The organism is Acinetobacter sp. ANC_7504, from assembly GCF_056779995.1.
The window spans coordinates 503,889-528,282 of record NZ_JBWYIZ010000001.1; the positions used below are offsets into that span (position 1 = coordinate 503,889).

Genomic DNA, 24,394 nt, shown 5'->3' on the forward strand with positions numbered 1-24,394 from the left:
CCATGACTAAAAAATATGGACTGAATAAAGTTCTAATCGCCAACCGTGGTGCAATTGCGTGTCGTGTCATTCGTACCCTTAAAAAATTAGGTATCCAATCTGTTGCAGTCTATTCGGAAGCGGATCGTGATTCATTGCATGTGACTTTGGCCGATGAAGCGGTCTATATCGGTGAAGCACCAGCGAGCCAAAGCTATTTAAATGTCGATAAAATTTTAGAAGTGGCTAATCAAACCGGCGCACAAGCGATTCACCCAGGTTATGGCTTCTTGTCTGAAAATGCTGAATTCTGCGACCTATGTGAATCACAGGGTATTGCTTTTATTGGACCAAATTCTGCGCAGATGCGTGCCTTTGGTCTGAAACACACGGCGCGTGAGCTTGCAATTCAAGCCAATGTGCCATTATTACCGGGTAGTCAATTACTTGCAGATGAAGCTGAAGCCTTAACGGAAGCGAATCGTATTGGTTATCCTGTGATGCTGAAAAGTACCGCAGGTGGCGGTGGGATCGGCATGCGCTTGGTCTGGAACGAAGCTGAACTGAAAGATGCCTATGCAACCGTATCCTATTTAGCCCAAGCCAACTTTAAAGATGCCGGTTTGTATCTTGAAAAATTTGTACAAAATGCCCGTCATATCGAAGTGCAAATTTTTGGTGATGGCCAAGGGCAGGTGATCGCACTCGGTGAGCGTGATTGTTCGGTACAGCGTCGTAACCAAAAAGTGATTGAGGAAACCCCGGCACCGCATATCAATGATGAACAACGTGCCTATATCCAAAATGTTGCCATTCAACTGATGCAATCGGTGAACTACCGTTCTGCCGGTACGGTTGAATTTGTGATGGATACTGACACACAAGCATTCTATTTCTTGGAAGTGAATACCCGTCTACAAGTCGAACATGGCGTGACTGAGCAAGTCTTTGGTGTGGACTTGGTCGAATGGATGGTGACATTGGCCAGCGGTGACTGGACTGCGCCAACTGAAAAACTCGAATCCAAAGGTCATTCGATTCAAGTGCGTTTATACGCTGAAGATCCAATTAAAAACTTCCAACCCAGTGCCGGTTTACTGACACATGTTGAGTTTGATGCTAATGCCCGAAATGAAACATGGGTCGAAACAGGCTCGAATGTATCGTCTTTCTATGACCCGATGATTGCTAAAATCATTGTCACAGCAGGCGATCGTGCTTCTGCGATTCAAGCCATGACGTATACTTTGGCGAAAACTTCAGTTGCAGGGATTGAAACCAATCTTGAATATTTACAAAACATTATCGACTGTGATGTGTTTAAAGCAGGGACACAAACCACACGCTTCCTCAATACCTTTGAGTGGAAAACCCAAAAGGTTGAAGTGTTGCAAGCGGGTATTCAAACTGCCGTGCAAGATGTCACAGGGCGTTTGGGCTATTGGGATGTCGGTGTGCCACCATCCGGTGCGATTGACCCATTATCACTGAATGTTGCAAACCAATTACTTGGCAACGCCTATAACACCGCAGGGCTTGAATGTACGTTACAAGGTCCAACTCTAAAATTCCATTGTGACAGTCAAATCGTGCTTGCCGGTGGTGATATGCCATCAACACTAGATGGTGCTCAAGTTCCGATGTGGCAAACCGTGAATGTGCGTAAAGGTCAGATTCTCAAATGTGGCAAAATCGCGACAGGTTGCCGGACTTATATCGGCATCAAAGGTGGTCTGAATGTGCCTGAATATCTCGGCTCACAAGCGACTTTTACCTTGGGTCAGTTTGGTGGTCATGCCGGGCGTAACTTACTGATTGGCGATATGCTCCCAATTACAGCATTCACAAGCGATGAAATTAAAGCTCTTGCACCTGAACAAGTGCCGTCATTTAGCCATGAATGGGAAATTGCGGTGATGTATGGCCCGCATGGTGCGCCTGATTTCTTTACCAAAAATGACATTGATACTTTCTTTGCCAGTACCTTTGAGATTCACTTTAACTCAAGCCGTACCGGTATTCGTCTCATTGGTCCAAAACCTGAATGGGCACGTGAGGATGGTGGTGAAGCGGGTCTGCATCCATCGAATATTCATGACAATGCCTATGCGATTGGTGCGATTGATTTCACCGGTGATATGCCGATTATTTTGGGTCCAGATGGCCCAAGTTTGGGCGGCTTTGTATGTCCTGCGGTGGTGATCAACTCTGAGCTATGGAAACTCGGTCAGCTTAAAGCGGGTGATAAAGTGAAATTTGTACCTGTCAGCTATCACCAAGCTAAACTCTTAAATGAAAAATATCATGCACAGTTAGAAGCTTCAGATACACAAGCGGTGGCATTTGATGAGTCGTTCTATCCTGAGCTATCTACACTGAAAAACGCCGTGCTTGATACCTTAAAAGGTAAAGATGGTACACCTGATGTGGTGTATCGTCCTGCGGGTAACAACTACATGTTGGTGGAATATGGTGAGTTAGTACTTGATCTGAACTTACGTTTCCGTATTCATGCGCTGATGCAATGGGTTCAAAAGCAAAATATTCAGGGCATTATCGACCTGACCCCGGGGATTCGTTCATTACAAATCCATTTTGACTCATTAAAACTCGATCAACTTGATTTACTGCGTTTATTACAAGTGGCTGAAGCTGAACTGCCTGATGTGACCGAGATGCAAGTACCATCTCGTACCGTGTATTTACCACTTGCTTGGGAAGATTCACAAACCCAATTGGCAACCGAACGCTATATGCAAACCGTGCGACCTGATGCACCTTGGTGTCCGGACAACATTGAATTTATCCGTCGGATTAATGGCTTAAAAGACAAACAAGCCGTAAAAGACGTGGTGTATGACGCAAATTATTTGGTCATGGGCTTGGGCGATGTGTATTTGGGTGCACCTGTCGCAACACCACTTGATCCGCGTCAGCGTTTGGTGACGACCAAATATAACCCTGCACGCACATGGACTCCTGAAAATGCCGTGGGTATTGGCGGTGCTTATATGTGTGTCTATGGTATGGAAGGTCCGGGGGGCTATCAGTTTGTCGGTCGTACTACACAAATGTGGTCACGCTACCGTAAAAATGCCGACTTTGAACAAGGCAAACCGTGGTTACTGCGCTTCTTTGACCAAATTAAATTCTATGAAGTGTCTGAGTCCGAGCTCATGCAGATGCGTGAGGACTTTAAAGCCGGTCGATTAAAACTTCGTATTGAAGAAGGTGTATTGAACTTAAAAGAGTACAACGACTTCTTAACTGAAAACCAAGAGTCCATTTCGGCATTTAAGTCAGTGCAACAAGCGAACTTTGATGCTGAACGCCGTCGCTGGCATGAAGCAGGACTTGCAGAATATGTCTCTGAAAGTTTAGATGCTGTGGATGATGATGAAGGCGTAGAAGTGCCTGAAGGGGGCTGTGCGGTGGAATCGCATATGCCGGGTTCAATTTGGAAGATTGAATGTCAGTCAGGGGATATTGTGGAAGAAGGTGCAACGTTAGCTGTCATTGAAGCGATGAAGATTGAGATTCCAATTATTGCGCCTGAACGTATGAAGGTTGAAGCGATTACCATTGAAAAAGGGCAAACTGTGAAAACAGGGCAGGTGTTGTTTACGTTAGCGCCAGTGGCTTGATGAAATTGGAATAAAAAAGACCGCTTAGGCGGTCTTTTTATTTGGTAAAGGATTTTCCGAAATAATGTGTTCGAATATTTTCTCACATAATTCTTTAGCAGAATCAGTTAATTCCCATTCAACATGATCCATAACTGTTAGAACTAAGCGACAAAATTTAAGTTTTTCTTTAATAGTGCCTGATTGATCGGAAAAACATTTTTTAGGTTTGCCATCGTCAGTTTTAGGATCACCATCTTTAATTTGATCATCGATAATTTTTCCAATTCCATTTTTAGCATGGAAATAATTTTTAGAAAAATCTAGCTTTGCAATCTCGAAACCTTCTTTGGTATCTGCTTGCATACCATCTATGGATAGATGATTGGAAAGAGCATCTCTTTTTGTTTCATCATCCTGAAAAGCATCATTTAAACCTAAAAATTTAATACGGCAAACATGATAAATAATGTTTGATGGCAGGGTATTTTCAGTTTCTTTACACTCTAAAAGAAAAAACTTTTTTCCTAGTTTTTCTTCTAAACTTGTAGCTTTCATGCCTTTATTTTTAGTTTTAATATCACCATCAGCTATAAGAAACACACTACTAGAAGTTAAGAGAGCATTCATACCGCAATCATCTAAATGATCAGTAAATTCGTCACTAAAATCCCAATGTGTTAGGTTACTACCAGCATATTCCACAAATGTGTAATGATAATTCGGCATTAATCTTTGAATATCTGATGTCCTAAATTTATATAAATCTAAATTATTAGGTTTTTCTTCAAGCTTTAAAGCTTCTTCTTGTTTTAATACATCTAAATATTTCTGCATATATTTAGTGATATAGAGCCGATCTGTAATCCCTTCGACCCAAATTGTACAGTTTGCCAAATAAACCGAAGAAGGGCGTACACCGAGAGAAGCAAGTAAGTCACGATCTCGGTCACAGCGGTAAATTTTAAACTCAAATTCACCTGAACTATCTTTTTTAGGTTGTTTAACAAATTTTTGAATCATGACTTGGTCAGATTCGTCAGCCATATCAAGTAAGTGATTTGAATGTGTGGTAAAGAAATAATAATGTGGTGTTTCGTTTAAGTAGAAATTCATCAATTGACGAACCATACCTGCATGCATGTGGAGTTCAGGTTCTTCAATAAAAAACGCATGAGTTTCAAAATTTCCATCTTTATCTTTACTTTTTATATATGCCTCATAAGTCAAAATAATGGCTTGTTGTAAACCATCACCTAATTCAAATATAGGGCGTTGAGCATCTTTCCCAATTTTAATATGTACAACATCAATTTCACTTCCTAGTTCGTCTTTACCAAATTTAGGAATTAAGGTTACAGGCTCATTATCGAAAAAATATTGGCTTAATTTTTCTTGATAGGCTTGTATCAGCTCACGTTGCTTAGGCTCACCTAATAAGTGGACTTTAAGCTCATAATATAAGCGCTCCCCAGTAATTATGTTCTCCTTATTAAATTTATTCTGATACTTGAAATAGTCTTTTTGAGCACGCTCGATATAAGGATATTTTTCGTCCAAATCTGTTACTGGACGCATTCCTCGTAGAATAGGGATGTAAAATTTGGTATTAGTAAAAATAGGATTTAAATTTTGCTCAATTTCTTTACTAAAATAAGCTTCAGCTTGGGGTGTATTATTATTTGAAAGAAGACCAGACAATTGACCAAATTTTGATAAGTAATTAAGTGCGTTAGAAAAGTTGGATTTTGCAGAACCGATATTCGAGGGCTTAATTTCATTTACAGCATTCAAAAAATGCATATAGTAAGTGTCTGCTTGACCATATTTTTTACTTTGAATAAGCTTTTTTTTGAAACCCTGTAAGTTTCTAAATTGAAGAGAAGTATAAATTTGCTGGCCTTGAGGTGTTTTATATAATTCACGTAAAAATCTGCTTTTACCTGCATTATTTTTACCAATAAAGAAGTTAAGTCGTTTGATTTCTATAACTTCATCATAGCCAGTTTCTCTATCATTGTCTGATGTGTAATTCTCTAAATTTTCCGCCCAATAATATAGTTTTTCTGTCATATAGCCCCCTAAATATAGAGGCTAATTTATCAGTAATACTATGCTTTTAAAAGAAAATTAGGCTATCACGCTTCTCTATGCTCTTGTCCCCAAACCGCCATTTGCACCATCAACTTTTCTAGGCCACGACCTGATGGCGTAAGATCATACATTGAGGTCGTTTTACCCGTGGTTTCATCAAGAGACTCAATTTTTTCAACAACATTGTTCAATTCAAGTTCTTTGAGCTCTTTAGAAATCATTCTGGGTGTAATGCCTTGCAGCAGACGTTCAATCTCATTAAAACGGCGTGGCTGTTTAATCATGGTTGCAACAATCGCAAGTTTCCATTTGCCATTAATGACGTTCATGGCATTTTTAAGTGCCACAATAAACATCAAATTACATTGGTCATCCTCGCTTAATGTTTCAGCATTCTCTTTCATAAAATCAGCCATCTATCCTCCCATCTCGTCATAAAATTTAATCAAATGAAATCCTAAATTCACTATACAACAGTATAGTGATCTCGTTTTTTAACTCGCCTATAAATTACATCATTGCAAAAATAATCCAAGGTTATTGAATGATTTTAGTTACTGGTGCTACTGGCCATTTAGGGCGAAGTGTAGTGCAACAATTAAAGCAACAGCTACAAAACAATGAGTTTGCTGTATTGGCGAGAAACTTAGAAAAAGCCAAACCTTATGTCAATGAACATATTGAAGTCCGTGAAGGAGATTTCAATCAACCTGAAAGTTTGATCAAAGCCTTTCATGGTATCGACAAGTTACTTCTCATTTCAACGATGGAAATGAATCGCTTTGAACAACATAAGAATGTCATCGATGCTGCGCGTGAAGCAGGTGTTCAACATGTGTATTACACAGGTTTGTCCATTCAAAATATTGAAAATTCAGCGGTGAAAGATTTGATGATCAGTCATTTTCAAACTGAAGATTACCTCAAAGCAAGCGGACTGAAATATACACTTCTACGCAACACCATGTATGCAGAAGCGATTCCACAAATTATCGGTGAGGGAGTAATCGATACAGGCATCCAGCTCTCTGGAGGTGCAGGAAAAGTGCCTTATGTGCAAAGAGCAGAGTTAGGAGAAGCAATAGCAAATACCTTAATTCAAAATGATCATGAGAATAAGGTCTATGAGTTAGTCGGCAGCCAAGCTTATAGTTATCAAGATATCGCTGATGAGCTAAGTCAACTCAAAACAATATCAGTGGAATATCACGATCTCACTGAAGAAGCCTATCAACAGCTGTTAAAAAGAATCGGTTTGCCCGAATTTCTGATCTATCTCACACATGGCACAGTCGTAGATATTAAACATCAACAGTATGAAGTTCAAAGCCAAGATTTAGAAAAACTTTTAGGTCGTCCAAGCCAATCACTCAAATCAATGTTGGCGAGTTTATACGCTTAAAGAATTAAAAATATTCACATTTAAACATTATAGGTAAATACATGAAATTATTAGAAGCTTTACAGTGGCGTTATGCAACCAAACAAATGACTGGTGAAAAACTACCGCAAGAATTAGTCGATCAAATTCTTGAAGCTGCGCGTTTAGCACCGACCTCAGCGGGCTTACAACCGTTCCATATTATCTCGATCAGCAACCAAGAACTTAAAGAGAAAATTTCACCAGTTGCATTGAATCAACCGCAAATTACCCAGTCATCGCATCTTTTGGTATTTATGGCTTGGGATACGATTCCAGACGAGCGTATTGATGAACGCTATAAGGCAATGAATCGTGAGCGTCATTTACCTTTAGATACGACCATGGATGTGGTGCAAAACTTAAAGAACCTGTTCTCGACGTTTACTGAAGAGCAGCAATACCACCATACTGCAAAACAGGCTCATATTGGTTTTGGTATGGCAATTGCGGCAGCAGCTGAGTTAGGTGTAGATGCAACGCCAATGGAAGGTTTTGATAAAGATGGTCTGGATGAATTATTAGGTTTAAAAGAAAAAGGCTTAAAGTCTGTGGTGCTATTGGCACTAGGTCGCCGTAATCCAGAAAAAGATTGGTTAATTGGATTGAAGAAATTCCGTATTCCGCGTGAGGAGTTCGTCACTGATATCCAGTAAAGTATTTCATTAGAACAAGAAGACAAAATAATAACTATTCGAGTTGACCGTCTATCTCCAGAAAGGCGGTCTTTTTGCATTTCTGAACATTGAACAAATCAAGTGCACAATTTTGATTCATGCACATTTTTGAATCTTTCCGACGACTTTTTCCTAGCTCTCTTTTATATATCTCAAGAAAAGTTTTGGCACGTTTTCTGCATTTACCTAGTATTACCAATTCTTTTTTTTGTAATACCTAGAGGTGCTACAGATGACGACAAATCAATCCAAACAATCGAAGCATCCCATCCTTCAATTCTTCATTGAACTGATGAGTGTCCGTGCCGGTTTACACTTACAACAATCTCAAAAACCTAAGGAGCTCAAACGTGCCTAAACAGAAGCTGGCGCGGATCAGCATCACCTTACCTGAAAATACATTGCAGGCTATGGATCAAAAAATTGTAGATCAACATTATGAAAGCCGATCTCAAGCCATTGTTGACATGATTAACCACCATTTGATCAATGACCTCGTCAGCCGAAATGAAGTCATGGTCGGTACTTTAACCTTATTGTATGACGTCAGTTTAAAGCCATTAAGAACACAGCTTATAGATTTACAGCAACAGTTTTTGACTCAGGTGATTAGTTCACTACATATCCAATTAGATGATGACAAAGTCATGCAGGTGATGTTGATGCAAGGGGTCAGCAGTGACCTAAAAGCCATCAGTGAGCAATTTAAAGCATTAAAAGGGGTAATTAAGGGGCATTTAGAGCTGATGGATGCAGTCATGCCACCTATTCCTCAAAATTCGGAACACGTATAAGGAGCACCGCCGTGCAGACATTATGGACTATACAAGATTGGCAACAGGCTTATGCAAATCAAACTATTCAACTGAATGACTTAAAGCGTTATGTTGCTGAATTCTCCAATGATAATCACGCTTGGATTTCAATAGCCAGTGCTGAGCAAATACAGGCGCAGATTGATGCATTGGCCCATCAGGATATTGCTGATCTTCCGTTATATGGCGTGCCATTTGCTGTCAAAGACAATATTGATGTTGCTGGATTCTATACCACTGCGGCGTGTCCAGATGCTGCTTATTTAGCAATGCAAGATGCAACCGTAGTGGCTAAGCTTAAATCTGCTGGTGCAATCGTGGTGGGCAAGACCAATCTAGATCAATTTGCCACGGGATTGGTTGGCGTACGTTCACCCTATGGGGCAGTAAAAAACAGTTTCAATCCGGATTATATCAGCGGTGGATCAAGCTCTGGCTCAGCGGTTGCAGTAGCAAATGGGTATGTACCATTCGCCCTCGGTACTGATACAGCAGGTTCTGGCAGAGTTCCCGCGGGTTTCAATAATATTGTCGGACTCAAACCAACCAAAGGCTGGTTTTCAGCCACAGGTTTAATCCCTGCATGTCGAAGTATTGATGTGATCTCAATTTTTGCAACTCAAGTGGATGATGCTTGGACGGTAGCGCAATTGATCCAAGGTTATGATGCGACCGATGCTTATTCAAGACAGCATCCGAGAACAGTCCCGACACAATTTTCGAAGGGCAAGATTGCAATCCCAGATCACTTAGAATTTTATGGTGATACTCAAAGTGAGCAAGCATTTCAAACAGCCATTGCTCGAATGAAATCGCTCGGATTTCAAGTTGAAGAGATTGATTTCACAGTATTTAATCAATTGGCTGCTGCATTGTATAACCGCTCATGGGTTGCGGAGCGTACGCATGCCGTCGAACACAAAGTTCGACGTGAGCAATGTCATCCGGTAATTAAGCAAATTATTGATCAAGCTGATCAATTCAATGCTGTAGACGTGATGCAAGATGAGTATCAGCGTGCAGAATGGGCTAGGCAGATCAATCTTCAATTAGAAAATTATGATGCGTTGATGGTGCCTACCGCACCTACGATTTATCGCATTGCAGATGTTGAAGCAGATCCGATCCAAAAGAATTCGCATATGGGGGCTTATACCAATTTTGTTAATTTTGCTGATTTATCTGCATTGGCACTCCCAAATGTCATCCGTGATGATGGTTTGCCAAGTGGTATCACCTTAATTGCTGGTGCTTGGATGGATCAAGCTTTGGCACACTTCGGTCAGCAATGGCAAGCGACTTCAGGATTAAATTTAGCAACGTCAGAGAAAGGTTATCAAATTCATAAATCAATAGGATCTGAGCACACCGTTAAATTGGCAGTGGTGGGAGCACATCTCACAGGCATGCCGCTGAATTTTCAGTTAACGAGCAGACAAGCCAACTTGGTTAAAAAAACGCGTACTGCGCCGTATTACAAACTATTTGCTTTAAAAAATACTCAGCCACCTAAGCCGGGGCTACAACGAGATACATCAGGTCATTCTATTGAAGTGGAAGTGTGGGATGTACCAAGAGCATTGTTCGGTGACATTGTTGCTGAAGTCCCAGCACCACTTGGTATTGGCAATGTACAACTCATTGATGGAACATGGGTGAAAGGCTTTATATGTGAAAAACATGCTTTAGCAGATGCACTTGATATCAGTCACTTTGGTGGATGGCGTGATTATATTCAAGCCTCAAATTTTACCAATACTAAATTTAAGTGCACGAGCATTGGTGAGGTGGTGCAATGAAAACGATGGTCTGGGGAGTCATTGGAACTGCACTGTTATTCGTGGGTTGTGATAAAACCGCAAAAATTCCAGAACCAAGTCAACATGCTCAAGCCGAAAAATCAATGCAACCGATTCGTATTGGTTACAGTGATTGGCCAGGATGGGTGGCATGGCAAGTTGCTATTGAGAAAGGGTGGTTTAAAGAAGCTGGATTAAACGTAGAGTTTAAATGGTTTGATTATTCAGCCTCTATGAATGCTTTTGCAGCAAACCAATTGGATGCGGTTTCTGTTTCTCATGGGGATAATTTGGTCATCGCCTCAGGTGGAACGCGTGGCATTATGATTTTAGCAACTGATTATTCATCAGGGAATGATGTCATTCTTGCAAAACAAGGCATTCATAGTGTGGCAGATCTTAAGGGTAAAACGATTGCAGTCGAAAAAGGGCTGGTCGATCATAATTTATTGAATACCGCACTTTCAGATCAAAATATATCAGCCAATGAAATCAAACTTATTAATGCAGCAACCAACGAATTACCCCAAGTGTTTAGCAGCCCTGATGTGGATGCCATCGCTGTATGGCAACCTGTAGCAAATCAAGCTTTAAAAAGCGTAGCTGGGTCCAAAATCATCTATAGTTCTCAAGATAAACCAGGATTGATCTATGATACGTTGACGGTAAATATGACGCATTTATCTAGGCATCAAGCAGAGTGGAAAAAAGTGCTTCAAGTATGGGATCGAACCGTCAAATTTATTCAAGATCCTGTGACGAGAAACGATGCTTTGATGATTATGTCCAAACGTGTTGGTGTAGATCCTGAGCAATATGAACAATTCATTCAAGGCACACATTTGTTAGATCTTGAGGCAAATCAAAAGGTATTTAAACGTTCCTCCACTTTAGATTCTATTTATGGATCAACTTATCACGTTAATAAGTTTAATCTTGAAAATGGAGTTTATACGGTAAAACTAGATATTGATGGGCTGATTTATCCAAAATTGGTTGAATCATTTAAATAAAAAAAAGCCCAGTGCAGAGGGGCTTGCACTGGGCACAAAGTTGGACTGAATGATTGGTCGGTAGAGCAACAGAGTTGCCTACCTTGTATGGATTAAGAATAGATAAAAATGGAAAAACTAGGAAGCGGATTAAAATTATAAAATCAATCGTTTTATACGATGAATGCGTTAGCGTGTAAGAAGTGTCTATAAATCAACAAAAAATCACATATTTTTCACGAATCAACAATTAACATAAAAGTTTGATACGTATAAAAAAGGATCATGTGCGTTGTATACAACAGCTGATATTTCTAGAATTATTGAAATGGCCTGGGAAGATCGGACACCCTTTGAAGCCATTCTGCTGGAATACGGATTAAACGAAAGTGCAGTTATTCGATTGATGCGACAACAATTAAAAAAAAGTAGTTTTGAAATGTGGCGTAAACGTGTTGCGGGGCGAAATACCAAGCATCTTCACAAGCGCTCACCAGATATTTTAAGAGCTTACTGTACTCGACAATATAAACCGAAGTAGGCCTATTGGGAGATAAAGCTTTGCGTATTTTAAAACAACGAAAATGGTGGATTCTCATTCTGCTCATTTCGATGGGTGGGATATATTTCATTTTCCGTTGGTGGCAAGGTCCTGTAGTCGAAACTTACCTAATCGAAGAAAAACCACTGATTCAAACAGTGGTCGCTTCAGGTCGTGCTGAAAATGTAGCACGTAGTGAAATTGGAAGTGAAATTTCGGGTGTGGTGATTGAGCGACGCGTGCAAGAAGGTCAACGAATAGCAGCAGGAGATGTACTGTTAATTATTCAATCTGATGATTTAAAAGCACAAGTCCGTGAAGCAGAAGTTGCGCTAGAGGAATTGCGGAAAATTCGCTATCCACAAGCGCAGGTTGAATTGAAAACGGCAGAATTCCAATTACAACAAGCCAGTCGCGAAGCAAGACGTCGTCAGCAAACGGAACCGGGAGTGCTTTCTGTAGAGGAAAAAGAACAAGCCTTAGAAGCTGAACGCTTAGCGAGAAATCAATTATCTGCGGCAAAACTGAAGGCGCAAAGCCTTGCTCCAGGTCAAGTGGAAGAAAAAACCTTAAGTGAAAGATTAAATGCACTACGTGCCCAATTGGCAAAAAGTGAAATTCGGGCACAAGTATCGGGTACGATCTTGACGCGTGAAGTCGAAAAAGGGGATGCGATTCAACCTGGAAAGGTGCTCTTTACAGTCGCAGTTGATAGTCCAACGCAAATTAAAGTGGCGGTGGATGAGCAAAATTTACCTTATCTGAAATTGGGTCAAAAAGCGGAAGTGATTGCAGATGCTTATCCAGAGCAAGCATTTCCAGCTGAAGTTAACTTTATTGCACCTAATATTGATCCTCAACGTGGTACGGTTGAAGTCAAATTGGCGGTGAACTCTGTACCCAATTTTTTAAAGCAAGATATGACAGTCTCAGTGAATGTCGAAACAGCACGTCGAAATAAAACCAAAGTAATAGCCAATGACGCGCTTATTGACCCTTCAACCACGCAAGCTGAAGTTATGGTGGTAAGAGAGGGCAAGGTCCAACGTCAATCTGTAAAATTAGGGTTGCGTGGGACTGCCATGTCTGAAATCTTATCAGGGTTGGATCACAATGATCAGGTCGTTATAAAGCCTGATCAAGTAAAAGCGGATCAGCGTGTCAGAACTAAGCAGGTACAAGCACTTTGAAGATGAAGCGTTTATGGACCAATTGGCTCATCGCTGTTGGGTTTTTACGCGAGGGTCGCAGTCAAACACTGATGATTATTGGTGGTGTTGCTATTGGTGTTGCCGTTATTGTCTTTATTAGTGCATTAATTCAGGGGCTTCAGTCCAATTTGATTGAGCGTACGTTGGGTACTCAGGCACATATTAGTTTACATGCACCAGATGAGGTTAATCGCGTCGTTAAAGTGCCTGAGGGCGTAGCACACATCATCCATGAAGATCAAAGGGCTCAAAGACTCAAGTCGATCAATAACTGGCAAGAAGTTCTTGAAAATCTAGACAATATCAAGACGCTCAATGCCGTTTCTCCCATGGTTTCAGGGCCTGCACTGGTAAAACGGGGGGAAGCGATTCAGTCAGTTGCGATTATGGGGATTGATTTACCACGGTATCAACGTATTGTACCTTTGCAAGAGTATCTAAAAACTGGTCAGCTTCGTTTAAAAGCAGATGATGTACTCATCGGAAGTGAGTTGGCCAAAGACCTTGGTGTGCGCGTAGGCAGTAAAATTCGCGTTGATAACGGTCAAGATATTAACGCCGTCATGAATGTAACGGGTATTTTTGAACTCGGGGTCAAAGAACTAGACTCACGCTATATGTATATCGATCTAAAGCGGGCACAGTCTTTATTGGGTTTGCCGGGTGGGGTTACCATTATTGATCTTCGTATTTCTCATATTTTCTCCGCAGATCAGGTCGCAACGCAAATTCATCGTCTCACTGGATTAAAAGCTGAAAGTTGGATTGAAAGTAATGCGCAATTGATGAATGCGATTTCAGCGCAAAGTCTTTCAACCAATATGATTATTATATTTGTTGGAATATCTGTTGCATTTGCGATCGCCAGCGTACTCTCCATTACAGTGGTACAGCGTACACGTGAGATCGGAATCTTGCGTGCGACAGGTGCGAGCCGAGAACAGATTTTGATAATCTTTCTCATTCAAGGTGCGATTTTCGGCTTACTTGGTTCTATTGTCGGAATCCTGACCAGTTATGCATTGGTTTGGTCATTTAATGAATTTGGCCCAGGGTTATTCTACATTCCAATTTCACCTTATTTGATTGGATCCGCTTTATTACTTGCAACATTGAGCGGTTTAATTGCAGCGGCGATTCCTGCCCGTCGTGCAGCGCGTTTAGATCCTGTGGAGGCAATCCGTCATGTCTAATCATGATGAAGTACTACGTTTAGAGGCTTTGAAAAAGTCTTATAACATTGGACAACCCAATGAAATTGAAGTGCTGCATGGGATTGATTTTGCGATACATCGTCAAGATTTTGCTGCGTTAATTGGACCTTCAGGTTCAGGTAAAAGTACGTTATTAAATATTTTAGGTTTACTCGATCAACCCACCAGTGGTGAAATTTATTTACTTGGTCAACCAACCAGTCAAATGGAAGATCAACAAAGAACGGAATTGCGTGGGAAGAGCATAGGATTTGTGTTTCAGTTTCATCATTTGATTCAAGCGTTCACCGTTATTGAGAATGTTTTGATGCCTCTAATGTTGGTGCATGGTAAACCCAATCAGCAAGCTTTAGATCGGGCACATGATTTGTTAAAAGCGGTAGGATTGAGTAAATTTGCACAACGAAAAGCCAGTCAACTTTCTGGTGGGCAGCAACAACGTGTCGCAATCGCCAGAGCTTTAATCACTCAGCCTGCTTTACTCCTCGCTGATGAACCTACAGGTAATCTAGACAGTCAAACAGCGAGCGAAGTCTTTGAGCTGTTTCGTGAAGTAAATGAGCAACAAAATTGTGCGGTATTGTTAGTGACCCATGATCCACGATTATCCGCTACATGTGATCGAACCATTCAATTGGTAGATGGGCGAATTGAGCGTGATGAAATGAAGTCGTGATTAATCCAAGTCTGCATTTAAAATGGTGTGGTCAAAAGGATTGATGTTGCATGCTTTATCCTGACCGTTTGTGTGATCAGGATATAGCGCCTTATTTAGAATGACTGACCTTAGTCATTCTTGGAATTTTAGGTAAGTCGGCGAGTGCTGGATCAAGTTCATCTTCTTCAGCATGTACCAAAGCATCTACACGTTGTCTTAAATATTTAAACTTTTCAGTGAGCATCAATTCATGCTGACGTGGTCTTGGTAGATCAACCTCAATGATTTCCTTAATTTCGCCAGGATTGGCCTTCAATGCCACAATCCGATCGGCCAGTAAAATCGCCTCGTCCATATCGTGTGTCACAAAAATAATCGTGATATCAATATTGGCCCAAAGATCGATCAGATGCTTTTGCATTTTTTGACGCGTATGAGGATCTAAAGCCCCAAAGGGTTCATCCATTAAGAGAATTTTTGGCTGATTCACGAGCGCGCGAGCGATGGCAACGCGTTGTTTCATCCCTCCTGAAAGTTCATGAGGGTATTGCTGCTCAAATTTTTCAAGTCCGATAATGTTGATCCATTCGCGGGCTTGCGCCTCAGCTGTAGCATTGCTGGCACCTCGCATGAGTGGACCAAACATGACATTTTCTTTTACCGTTTTCCATGGAAACAGTGTGTAGCCTTGGAAAACCATGCCACGCTCTGGACTCGGTCCTGTGATGGTTTCACCGTCTACCAGTAATTCACCACTGGTATATGGATCAAGACCTGCCACAATACGGCTAAAGGTAGACTTACCGCATCCTGAAGGACCAATAACACAGATAAATTCACGTTTATGAATTTTTAAATCTAAAGCATTTAAAATGGTGCGCTCAGTTTTTCCGTGGCTAAACTTTTGGGTGAGATTTTTTGCTTCTAAAATGACGGGACGAGCGTAAATTTTGTCAAAGTAAGCGCGGGCATCAAAATATGAGGGTTGAAGTGATGAAGACATTAGCGAACTCCCGTTTTCCATTTAAATAAGTGCTGTCCTACTTTCATTAAAATCACGTCGCAAATCAGACCAATCATCCCGATAATCAAAATTGCGGCGAAAACATTGTCAAAGTTTTGATAGCGAGCTTGTTGAGTGATGAACCACGTGATACCGGATGTACTTCCTATGAGTTCTGCAACGATTAAATAGGTCCAAGCCCAACCTAAAAGTACACGAAGGTTTCGATAAATTTCTGGGAGTGCAGCAGGGATGACCACATAAAATAAACTTTTGATTTTATTAGTTCCTAAGGTGAATCCAGCTTCAATAAGACTGCGGTCGACCAGACGGGTGGTATTGGCAATAATCAGAATTTGTTGGAACAAGGTACCAATCACAATAATGGCAATTTTAGGTGCATCATTAATGCCCAAAATCGCAACAGCAAGAGCGCCAAAGGCTGGTGCAGGCAGATAGCGAAAGAACTCTACAAAAGGTTCAGTTAACTGAGAAATTTTAAGAGAAAAACCGCAAAGAATACCCAAAGGAATCCCGATCAAAGAAGAAATAAAAAATGCGGTAAACACCAGTTTAATGCTGTGCCATAAACTTTCATGAAACCATGGTGCATTTGCTTGAGCGGGTGGCGTTGTAAATGCGGTCACTAAGGCTGTAGCGACTTCATCTGGTGCGGGTAGGTAAATGGGATTGACCAAAATTCCCCGAGGTGGTGGCAGTCCTTGATCGACTGCCAATTGCGCTTCAGCATAATAAACTTCTCTACTGACACGGCTATCGAGTTGTAAAAATGTTGTGCTACCAGAATCTGTGATTTGAACTTGGGGATGCCAAATAAAAGGCAAATAACTCACTGCACACCAGATTAAAATTGGAATTAAAAACGATCCAAAACCAAGCAAAAATTTATGCTTTTGACTCAATTCTCGTGCAACATAGCTCATCGTTGCCACCTCAGTAATACAAAAAATAAAATTCGTATGATTAGATTGCAAAATCGATGCCATTTTCGAAGCGTGCTTTAAAAGCGCTAAATTTTTAAGTTTTCATTCATTTTTCTTATGTACATTCTTTCAATATCAAGGTTTCGATCATCAAAATATGATGGAGAATTACAACTCTTCACTTGATGGTGATCACTATCACGTTTTAAATGCAGATAGAAAAGATGAGAGCCTGCTTAAATGAGATCGGCTAAATTTGTGACATTCTTAGCATGTATGTTCATGTTCCAAAGCCTTTGGAATGTGGCGGCGGCTTTTTGTGTTCATGAAAGCGACTCAACATCGACACAAAGTTTTCACTTTGGTCATCATCAACCTGTACTTTGCCAAGCCGATCTTTCAAATAAAAGTCCGAAGTCCCAAATTGAAAAAGGCTTCGTGCTTGGTGATGATCAAAGCGTGACGCTAGAAGAAAAAGCGCAAATCGATGTTTTGGATCATCAAGATCATCTGCCGTCAATGTCTCAGTTTATTCTTGCTGTAAACGAGAATTTGCCTTCATCACAACACATCGAAAAGATTTACCAAAATCACTTTCTTTGGATTAATGCCTATCAATCGCCTCATTTAGGTAAAATCCCTCCGCCTCCTGAATTAACCCCGCTATTGGTGGGGTAGCCTAAAAATTTCCCACCACTTATTTTTAAATTAGTGGGAAATTCACATGTCTTTTAAATTAAAACATTCTATTCGATTATGGCTGGTTTTAGGTTCGCTTAGTTTGGGTGCAAATGCTCAAGCAATGACAGTCAATTCGCTTGAACAAGCACTCGTTCAAGTGTCTCAATATCAACAATCAGAACAGATTTGGCAGCAACGACAACAAATGTCAGAACTTGCAGTCAAGCAAAGTGGACTTTGGCAAAACCCGACTATCAATCTCTCTCGAGATGGTTTTGGTTCGAGTCAAGATCAAGAATTGAGTCTTGGTATTAGTCAGCCGATCGACATTTTTGGTCAAAGACGGATTCAAAAAAATATAGCGCGTTTGGCTGGGCAACAAAATGAATTGCAAGAAAAGTTGTGGGAAGCACAAAGCCAATTAATCGTGAAGTATGCTTGGTCACAGTTTTTAATTTCGCAATCTGAAGCACAAATTCAAAAGTCTCAACTGCAAGTCAGTCGTGAAACTTTAGACAGCGCTAAAAAACGATATCAGGCAGGAAGCATAGCCTTGGTTGAGTATGAACGAGCGCAGATTGAAGCGGCAGAAAATGAACGCAATTATCAGCAAGCCATTTTAAATAAAGAAATTGCAAAACGTAATCTTTCTAATCTCTGGGGAGAAACTGAAGCAGAGGTGAAGGTTGATTCAAATCGGATTTATTGGCCTGACCAAGTTGAACAGAATGTTCAAAATTATATTTCTGCAGGTTATTTAGAAAAGCTTTATGCACTCAATGTTGTACAGGCTAATCAACGAATTGAGCAACTTAAAGTAAAAGCAAAACCAAATCCAAATTTGAATGTAGGGATGACGCGAACAAAAGCGCCCAATGAGACAAACGATACTAGTTTATCTGTGGGTGTAGATATTCCGTTCAATATTTTTAATCGTCAGCAATACCAAATTCCGCTTGCCCAACGTCAGCAATCTCTACTTGAGCGTCAACAACAAAGAGAACTCAAACAACAAATTTTAGAGATTGCAAACTCATTTCATCAGGTGCGTGGCTTAAAACTACAGTATGACGCTGTACTGAGACAAAAAGGCTTGTCTGAAAAAGTACAGATGCGCTCTTTGCTCGGTTTTAAAAATGGAAAACTTTCAATCACTGAGGTGCAACAAGCAACGACACAATTACAAAATATTCGGCTCAGTCAAATTCAGCTCTTAAGAGAGGCATGGCAAACCGCACTTACTGCTGAGGCATTAAGTATTGGTACCAGTTATGAACAAATTAGTCGTTCGGATGCCTATACCCAATTACTCAAAGAGGCTGTGTCACAGTCAGAAAATTTCATCAATATAGGGGCAGAATAAAATGAGATCTATACAACAAGGAAAAATAAACCAAGCATTCCTCATCGCCCTGATTATTGGGGTGACGGTAGTTTTCGGGATTTGGATTTTTTTCAAAGATAATAAGAAAACAGCAATTGTTGAGAGTGAAGAGCAAGCTGAAACGTCGAATGGCGCAGAAGCTGATCATGCAGAAGAAGGTGAGATTGAACTCACATCTAAACAGCTAGTCGAACATAGTATAAAAATAGAATCAGCTCAATTAGGTGCAATTCCGCGATACACAAACTTGCCTGCAAAATTGATGGTAAATACAGATCAACAAGCGCATATTTCCCCTAATTTTGCTGGTCATGTTGAACAAGTGAATGTGGCACTGGGACAAGAAGTGACTAAAGGTCAAGTACTTGCAGTATTAAGTGTCCCAGAGCTCATTGACCAACAAGCGAATTTGAGAATGGCGCAATCCAATTTAGATTTGGCACGTCAAGATTTGCAGCGTGAACAACAGATGTGGTCGCAGGGGATCTCCGCAAAACAGGATTTGCAACGTGCTGAAAATGCATATCGTCAAGCACAAATCACAGTGCAAAGTGCCAATGCACGTTTACAAGCTTTGGGTGCCTCAGCAGGTTCGAATGGTCGTTTTACCATTCGTTCGCCAATCTCGGGCGTGATCAGCCAAAAAGACATTGTGGTGGGTGAAAATGTGCAACTTGCAGATCAGATTTTCATCATCGAACAATTAAAAGATTTATGGCTGGAATTTGTGTTGCCTGCAGATGCGAATAATCAAATTCGTGCACAACAAAATATTCAATTTAAATCTTTACAGTCAGGTCAGACCTATACAGCACTTGTGCAATCGTTAACGCCGCAAGCAGATGCGCAGACTGGTCGCTTGATTGTTCGCGCTAAAGTTCAAGGAAAAGCAAGTGAGTTTAGACCAAATTTGATGGTAAATGTTGAACTTCAAAGTCCCGATGCATCGAATGTATTACGCGTTGCAAAAAATGCAGTGCAACAAATCGGAGGTAAATTAGCAGTATTTATTGTTACAGAACAAAAAAATGGAAAACTCCACTTTAAAGCACAACCCATTGAAGTAGGTGAAATGTCTTCAGATGGTCAATGGACAGAAATTAAGTCTGGTCTTCAAACGGGGCAAAAATATGTCAATCAAGGCAGCTTCTTACTGAAATCGGAGTTAGAAAAAGGAGAAGCTGACCATGGGCACTAATCATGACATGCCGAAGGCTGAAGGGCTATTTGAGCGAATTATTCAGTTTTCAATTCAACATGCGATTTGGATCATGCTGTTTGCCTGTGCTTGGATTGCTGTTGGAGTTTATAGTTATCAAAAATTGCCAATTGATGCAGTTCCAGACATTACCAATACACAGGTTCAAATTAATACTCAAGCTAATGGATTTACTGCGCTTGAAGTTGAGCAACGCATTACGTATCCAATTGAAAATGCCATGGCGGGGATACCAGATCTTGAATTAACACGTTCGATCTCTAGGTATGGTTTATCTCAGGTGACTATTGTCTTCAAAGATGGCATTGATATTTACTGGGCACGTCAACAAATCAATCAGCGTGTGCAAGAGGTTCAACCCGAATTACCTGATGATATCACACCTACCATGTCTCCAGTATCTACGGGGCTGGGTGAAATTTATCAATGGGTACTAAAAGCTGAGCGAAAGGCTAAAAAACCTGATGGTTCTTCATACACAGCAATGGATTTACGCGAAATTCAAGATTGGATCGTGCGTCCACAATTGCAACGCGTAAAAGGCGTTGCTGAGGTAAATAGTATTGGAGGATTCAATAAAACATATGTTGTTTCGCCAGACTTGAATCGTATGCAACAACTACAAGTCAGTTTGACGCAACTTCAACAGGTTCTCACTGAGAACAATGAAAATCGTGGAGCAGGATTTATTGAAGATGGAGGTCAACAACTGACAGTACGAGTTCCTGGAACACTGAACACGATACAGGATATTGAAAATACAACGGTGGTTACCTTAAATGGAAATCCTGTCCGTGTTTCAGATATTGCTTCAGTGTCGATCGGGCATGACCTTAGAACAGGTGGAGCTACCTATAATGGAGAAGAAACCGTACTCGGCATCGCCATGATGATGATGGGTGAAAACAGCCGTAGTGTTGCACAAGCTGTTGATCAAAAAATTCAAGAAATTCAAACCACACTGCCCGAAGGCGTAAAAATTGAAACTGTTTACGATCGTACCACCTTAGTCGAGAAAGCCATTAAGACAGTTCAAAAGAACTTAGTCGAAGGGGCGATTTTGGTGATTGTGATTTTATTCATTTTCTTGGGAAATATTCGAGCAGCTTTAATTACAGCATGCGTGATTCCACTTTCGATGTTATTTACATTATCAGGTATGGCACAGCAGAAAATTAGTGCCAACCTTATGAGTTTAGGTGCGCTAGATTTCGGAATTATTGTAGATGGGGCGGTAGTAATTGTCGAAAACTGTATTCGCCGATTAGCTCATGCCCAAGAACAGTTAAGACGACCTTTAACACGTTCAGAGAGATTTAAAGAAGTATTCCTTGCCGCTCGTCAAGCGCGCCGTCCTTTAATTTTTGGTCAAACGATTATTTTAGTGGTGTACTTGCCTATATTTGCTTTAAGTGGTGTTGAAGCAAAAATGTTTCACCCTATGGCACTCACCGTAGTATTAGCTCTTATTGCTGCGATCATTTTATCCATTACTTTTGTTCCTGCTGCAGTGGCTTTATTTGTAACAGGTGAAGTCAAAGAAACTGAAAGTAGATGGATGTTATGGTTAAAGAAAAAATATCTAAAAGCATTAGATATGACTTATTTATATCGAACGGTCATGTTAACGCTCGCAGTTAGTATTTTGGTTTTAACAGGGTTGTTGGCGACACGTCTAGGAAGTGAATTCGTACCGCAATTAAGCGAAGGTGATTTTGCTATTCAACAAATGCGTTCACCCAGTACCAGCTTAGAAGAATCATTAAGAATGCAGGAAATGACTGAGAAACTTTTGCTTCAAAATTTTCCAGAAATTAAAAATGTTTTCGCACGAACGGGTACTGCTGAAGTGGCGACAGATGTGATGCCACCCAATATCTCAGATGGATTCATTATGTTGAAACCTCGTCAAGAGTGGCCGAATCCCAAAGAAAGCTTAGATGATTTAAGGTCACGTATTGAAACTTTTTTGGAGACTTTGCCTGGCAACAATAGTGAATTTTCTCAACCCATTGAATTGCGTTTTAATGAGCTCATTTCTGGAGTCCGCAGTGACATAGGTATAAAAATTTTTGGCGATGATATGCAGGTGTTAAACGATGAAGCTGCCAAAATTGCCAAGATTGTGCAAAAAATCAGTGGCAGTACCGCAGTCAAAGTAGAACAGACTTCAGGTTTACCCTTATTAAATATAGACGTAAATCGTTCTTTAGCAGCGCAATATGGTCTTTCGGTTCGTGAGATACAAAATTTAGTCGCTTCAAGTATCGGTGGTCAACAAGTCGGTGAAATTCTACAAGGCGACCGCCGTTTTGATTTTGTTATTCGACTTACTGATCAAGATCGGACAGTCATGGGGATTGCACAATTACCCATACAACTCCCCAATGGTGGGACAGTAAGACTGGCAGATGTGGCTACAGTTTCAAATATTGATGGTATGAATCAGGTGAGTCGTGAAAATGGCAAGCGTAGGATTATTGTGACGGCAAATGTTGAAGGGCGAGATCTGGGTTCATTTGTCCAAGAGTTGCAATCTAGCCTCACGACATATGCATTACCGAGTGGCTATTGGATTGAGTATGGTGGACAGTTTGAGAATTTGGCATCTGCCAAAGCTAGAATGACTATCGTGATTCCATTGGCTTTGATTACGATTTTTATCCTGCTGATGGCTGTATTCAAAAATATAAGAGAAAGTTTATTGGTATTCACGGGCGTACCCTTTGCTCTCACGGGGGGAGTCTTATTTTTATGGTTACGTGATATTCCCATCTCAATGTCTGCGGGTATTGGTTTTATCGCTTTATCAGGTGTCGCTGTTCTGAATGGACTGGTTATGTTGACCTTTATTAAGGAGCTAAGAAGTGAATACAGTTTAAAAGATGCCATTTGGCAAGGTGCAATGTTGCGATTACGTCCTGTGCTGATGACTGCTTTTGTGGCGTCTTTAGGATTTGTTCCAATGGCGCTTGCTACGGGTACGGGTGCTGAAGTACAGCGACCGCTTGCGACAGTGGTTATCGGTGGAATTATTTCATCCACCATACTGACGCTACTACTTTTACCTGTATTGTATAGGTGGATGAATCAAGCAAAAGCAGAACAATAAATTAAACAATAACATTATGTATATGAATCAGAAGCCTCACTTTATTTTAAGTGAGGCTTCTGATGAGGAGTATAAAATGGGTAGTTCGCATAATCATGATCACAGTCATGTGGAAGTCAGTAAAGACAATGCAAAGAAACTAACTTTTGCTTTAGCCTTAACCACGACATTTTTAATTATTGAAGTTGTTGCTGCATTTATTACTCAAAGTTTAGCTTTGCTGTCAGATGCTGCACATATGTTTACTGATGCTGCTGCTCTAGCCATCGCGTTGGTTGCAATTAAGATTGGTCAAAAGCCTGCAGACAATAAGCGAACTTTTGGTTACCAGCGATTTGAAATTTTGGCAGCTCTATTTAATGCGGTGATGTTATTTATCGTTGCAATTTATATTTTGATAGAAGCGATTCATCGATTAAGTAATCCTCCTGAACTTCAGAGTGTTGGAATGATGATAGTCGCCGTCATTGGCTTAATCATTAATTTAATTTCGATGAAGATTCTTTTTTCGAGTAGTAAAGATAGCCTCAATGTCAAAGGTGCATATCTAGAAGTATTAAGTGATGCACTTGGTTCTGTAGGTGTGATCATCGGTGCTGTGATTATTTATTTTACAGGCTGGGTACTTATTGACACGATTATCGCAGTCCTGATCGGATTTTGGGTCTTACCACGTGCTTGGATTCTCGCCAAGCAAAGTGTAAATATCCTACTTGAAGGTGTACCTGATGAGATTGATATTGAAAAGCTCCGTACAGATTTATTATTGCTTGAAGGAGTTAAGGACATTCACCAACTCAAAGTTTGGGCGATCACATCCAAAAAAGTCATGCTCACAGTTCATTTGGTTGCACCGAATGTCGATCCTAAACGTTTACATCAACAAGCTTTTGAAATGTTAAGTCATGATCACCATATTACTGAAATGACCTTGCAGATAGAAGATGATGCATATCACCATGAACTAGAACATCAGCATTAAAAAAAGCCCCGAAAAGCGCTTTTTTACATATAGAGAATTTAAATTG

At 40.5% G+C, this 24,394-nt stretch carries 20 protein-coding genes; 16 read left to right on the forward strand and 4 right to left on the reverse strand.

Annotated elements, in window-relative coordinates:
• Window positions 1–2 precede the first annotated feature (2 nt).
• Complete coding sequence (uca, locus tag AC1M9F_RS02465) at window positions 3–3,623, forward strand: urea carboxylase (protein ID WP_481596966.1); 3,621 nt, start codon at window positions 3–5, stop codon at window positions 3,621–3,623.
• 24 nt (window positions 3,624–3,647) lie between these two features.
• On the opposite strand, the gene AC1M9F_RS02470 is transcribed toward uca, so the two are convergent.
• Complete coding sequence (locus AC1M9F_RS02470) at window positions 3,648–5,675, reverse strand: AAA family ATPase (protein ID WP_481596967.1); 2,028 nt, start codon at window positions 5,673–5,675, stop codon at window positions 3,648–3,650.
• Between the two features lie 65 nt (window positions 5,676–5,740).
• Window positions 5,741–6,112, reverse strand: a complete 372-nt coding sequence (locus tag AC1M9F_RS02475; protein ID WP_481596968.1) for a winged helix-turn-helix transcriptional regulator — start codon at window positions 6,110–6,112, stop codon at window positions 5,741–5,743.
• Between the two features lie 128 nt (window positions 6,113–6,240).
• Here AC1M9F_RS02475 and AC1M9F_RS02480 point away from each other — a divergent pair, with 128 nt between their 5' ends.
• The 10 genes from AC1M9F_RS02480 (at window position 6,241) to AC1M9F_RS02525 (ending at window position 15,041) form a co-directional block, all read left to right on the forward strand.
• Complete coding sequence (locus AC1M9F_RS02480; protein ID WP_481596969.1) at window positions 6,241–7,098, forward strand: SDR family oxidoreductase; 858 nt, start codon at window positions 6,241–6,243, stop codon at window positions 7,096–7,098.
• Between the two features lie 41 nt (window positions 7,099–7,139).
• On the forward strand, window positions 7,140–7,772 hold the full coding sequence (locus tag AC1M9F_RS02485; protein ID WP_481596970.1) for an NAD(P)H-dependent oxidoreductase: 633 nt from the start codon (window positions 7,140–7,142) through the stop codon (window positions 7,770–7,772).
• 253 nt (window positions 7,773–8,025) lie between these two features.
• Window positions 8,026–8,151 (forward strand): hypothetical protein, encoded by a 126-nt coding sequence (locus AC1M9F_RS02490; RefSeq protein WP_257219874.1) that lies wholly within the window; start codon window positions 8,026–8,028, stop codon window positions 8,149–8,151.
• Window positions 8,144–8,587, forward strand: coding sequence for a CopG family ribbon-helix-helix protein (locus AC1M9F_RS02495; protein ID WP_035263841.1), 444 nt, complete (start codon window positions 8,144–8,146; stop codon window positions 8,585–8,587). Before AC1M9F_RS02490 ends, AC1M9F_RS02495 begins: the two co-directional genes overlap by 8 nt.
• 11 nt (window positions 8,588–8,598) lie before the next feature.
• Window positions 8,599–10,407, forward strand: coding sequence for an allophanate hydrolase (atzF, locus tag AC1M9F_RS02500; protein ID WP_481596971.1), 1,809 nt, complete (start codon window positions 8,599–8,601; stop codon window positions 10,405–10,407).
• Window positions 10,404–11,420, forward strand: coding sequence for an ABC transporter substrate-binding protein (locus AC1M9F_RS02505; RefSeq protein ID WP_481596972.1), 1,017 nt, complete (start codon window positions 10,404–10,406; stop codon window positions 11,418–11,420). Before atzF ends, AC1M9F_RS02505 begins: the two co-directional genes overlap by 4 nt.
• 271 nt (window positions 11,421–11,691) lie before the next feature.
• Complete coding sequence (locus AC1M9F_RS02510) at window positions 11,692–11,940, forward strand: TIGR03643 family protein (RefSeq protein WP_035263835.1); 249 nt, start codon at window positions 11,692–11,694, stop codon at window positions 11,938–11,940.
• A 20-nt stretch (window positions 11,941–11,960) separates the two neighbouring features.
• A complete protein-coding gene (locus tag AC1M9F_RS02515) occupies window positions 11,961–13,130 on the forward strand; it encodes an efflux RND transporter periplasmic adaptor subunit (RefSeq protein ID WP_035263863.1) in 1,170 nt (389 codons plus the stop codon).
• Window positions 13,131–13,132: 2 nt separating this feature from the next.
• Window positions 13,133–14,344 carry an ABC transporter permease gene (locus tag AC1M9F_RS02520; RefSeq protein ID WP_481596973.1) on the forward strand — a complete coding sequence of 404 codons (1,212 nt, stop codon included), beginning with the start codon at window positions 13,133–13,135 and terminating at the stop codon, window positions 14,342–14,344.
• On the forward strand, window positions 14,337–15,041 hold the full coding sequence (locus AC1M9F_RS02525) for an ABC transporter ATP-binding protein (protein ID WP_481596974.1): 705 nt from the start codon (window positions 14,337–14,339) through the stop codon (window positions 15,039–15,041). Before AC1M9F_RS02520 ends, AC1M9F_RS02525 begins: the two co-directional genes overlap by 8 nt.
• A gap of 91 nt (window positions 15,042–15,132) precedes the next feature.
• Here the strand turns inward: AC1M9F_RS02525 and AC1M9F_RS02530 are convergent, their stop codons facing one another.
• Window positions 15,133–16,026 carry an ABC transporter ATP-binding protein gene (locus AC1M9F_RS02530; protein ID WP_481596975.1) on the reverse strand — a complete coding sequence of 298 codons (894 nt, stop codon included), beginning with the start codon at window positions 16,024–16,026 and terminating at the stop codon, window positions 15,133–15,135.
• Window positions 16,026–16,970: an ABC transporter permease gene (locus AC1M9F_RS02535; RefSeq protein ID WP_481596976.1), complete on the reverse strand. Its 945-nt coding sequence runs from the start codon at window positions 16,968–16,970 to the stop codon at window positions 16,026–16,028. Before AC1M9F_RS02535 ends, AC1M9F_RS02530 begins: the two co-directional genes overlap by 1 nt.
• A gap of 240 nt (window positions 16,971–17,210) precedes the next feature.
• On the opposite strand from AC1M9F_RS02535, the gene AC1M9F_RS02540 reads away from it, so the two are divergent.
• The 5 genes from AC1M9F_RS02540 to AC1M9F_RS02560 all read left to right on the forward strand — a co-directional run bounded on the left by AC1M9F_RS02540 (window position 17,211) and on the right by AC1M9F_RS02560 (window position 24,348).
• A complete protein-coding gene (locus AC1M9F_RS02540) occupies window positions 17,211–17,648 on the forward strand; it encodes a cation efflux protein, CzcI-like (RefSeq protein ID WP_481587099.1) in 438 nt (145 codons plus the stop codon).
• Between the two features lie 46 nt (window positions 17,649–17,694).
• Window positions 17,695–19,014, forward strand: a complete 1,320-nt coding sequence (locus tag AC1M9F_RS02545; RefSeq protein WP_481596977.1) for a TolC family protein — start codon at window positions 17,695–17,697, stop codon at window positions 19,012–19,014.
• Between the two features lies 1 nt (window position 19,015).
• Window positions 19,016–20,233, forward strand: coding sequence for an efflux RND transporter periplasmic adaptor subunit (locus AC1M9F_RS02550; RefSeq protein WP_481596978.1), 1,218 nt, complete (start codon window positions 19,016–19,018; stop codon window positions 20,231–20,233).
• On the forward strand, window positions 20,223–23,366 hold the full coding sequence (locus AC1M9F_RS02555) for an efflux RND transporter permease subunit (protein WP_481596979.1): 3,144 nt from the start codon (window positions 20,223–20,225) through the stop codon (window positions 23,364–23,366). The genes AC1M9F_RS02550 and AC1M9F_RS02555 overlap by 11 nt, the downstream gene beginning before the upstream one ends.
• A gap of 76 nt (window positions 23,367–23,442) precedes the next feature.
• Window positions 23,443–24,348, forward strand: coding sequence for a cation diffusion facilitator family transporter (locus AC1M9F_RS02560; RefSeq protein WP_481596980.1), 906 nt, complete (start codon window positions 23,443–23,445; stop codon window positions 24,346–24,348).
• Window positions 24,349–24,394 lie beyond the last annotated feature (46 nt).

What these genes read in the sequence shown, in the direction of transcription:
- uca (WP_481596966.1), top strand. Translation starts at nt 3, where the DNA reads ATGACTAAAAAATATGGACTGAATAAAGTTCTAATCGCCAACCGTGGT.
- AC1M9F_RS02470 (WP_481596967.1), bottom strand. Translation starts at nt 5,675, where the DNA reads ATGACAGAAAAACTATATTATTGGGCGGAAAATTTAGAGAATTACACA.
- AC1M9F_RS02475 (WP_481596968.1), bottom strand. Translation starts at nt 6,112, where the DNA reads ATGGCTGATTTTATGAAAGAGAATGCTGAAACATTAAGCGAGGATGAC.
- AC1M9F_RS02480 (WP_481596969.1), top strand. Translation starts at nt 6,241, where the DNA reads ATGATTTTAGTTACTGGTGCTACTGGCCATTTAGGGCGAAGTGTAGTG.
- AC1M9F_RS02485 (WP_481596970.1), top strand. Translation starts at nt 7,140, where the DNA reads ATGAAATTATTAGAAGCTTTACAGTGGCGTTATGCAACCAAACAAATG.
- AC1M9F_RS02490 (WP_257219874.1), top strand. Translation starts at nt 8,026, where the DNA reads ATGACGACAAATCAATCCAAACAATCGAAGCATCCCATCCTTCAATTC.
- AC1M9F_RS02505 (WP_481596972.1), top strand. Translation starts at nt 10,404, where the DNA reads ATGAAAACGATGGTCTGGGGAGTCATTGGAACTGCACTGTTATTCGTG.
- AC1M9F_RS02520 (WP_481596973.1), top strand. Translation starts at nt 13,133, where the DNA reads ATGAAGCGTTTATGGACCAATTGGCTCATCGCTGTTGGGTTTTTACGC.
- AC1M9F_RS02525 (WP_481596974.1), top strand. Translation starts at nt 14,337, where the DNA reads ATGTCTAATCATGATGAAGTACTACGTTTAGAGGCTTTGAAAAAGTCT.
- AC1M9F_RS02530 (WP_481596975.1), bottom strand. Translation starts at nt 16,026, where the DNA reads ATGTCTTCATCACTTCAACCCTCATATTTTGATGCCCGCGCTTACTTT.
- AC1M9F_RS02535 (WP_481596976.1), bottom strand. Translation starts at nt 16,970, where the DNA reads ATGAGCTATGTTGCACGAGAATTGAGTCAAAAGCATAAATTTTTGCTT.
- AC1M9F_RS02540 (WP_481587099.1), top strand. Translation starts at nt 17,211, where the DNA reads ATGAGATCGGCTAAATTTGTGACATTCTTAGCATGTATGTTCATGTTC.
- AC1M9F_RS02545 (WP_481596977.1), top strand. Translation starts at nt 17,695, where the DNA reads ATGTCTTTTAAATTAAAACATTCTATTCGATTATGGCTGGTTTTAGGT.
- AC1M9F_RS02550 (WP_481596978.1), top strand. Translation starts at nt 19,016, where the DNA reads ATGAGATCTATACAACAAGGAAAAATAAACCAAGCATTCCTCATCGCC.
- AC1M9F_RS02555 (WP_481596979.1), top strand. Translation starts at nt 20,223, where the DNA reads ATGGGCACTAATCATGACATGCCGAAGGCTGAAGGGCTATTTGAGCGA.
- AC1M9F_RS02560 (WP_481596980.1), top strand. Translation starts at nt 23,443, where the DNA reads ATGGGTAGTTCGCATAATCATGATCACAGTCATGTGGAAGTCAGTAAA.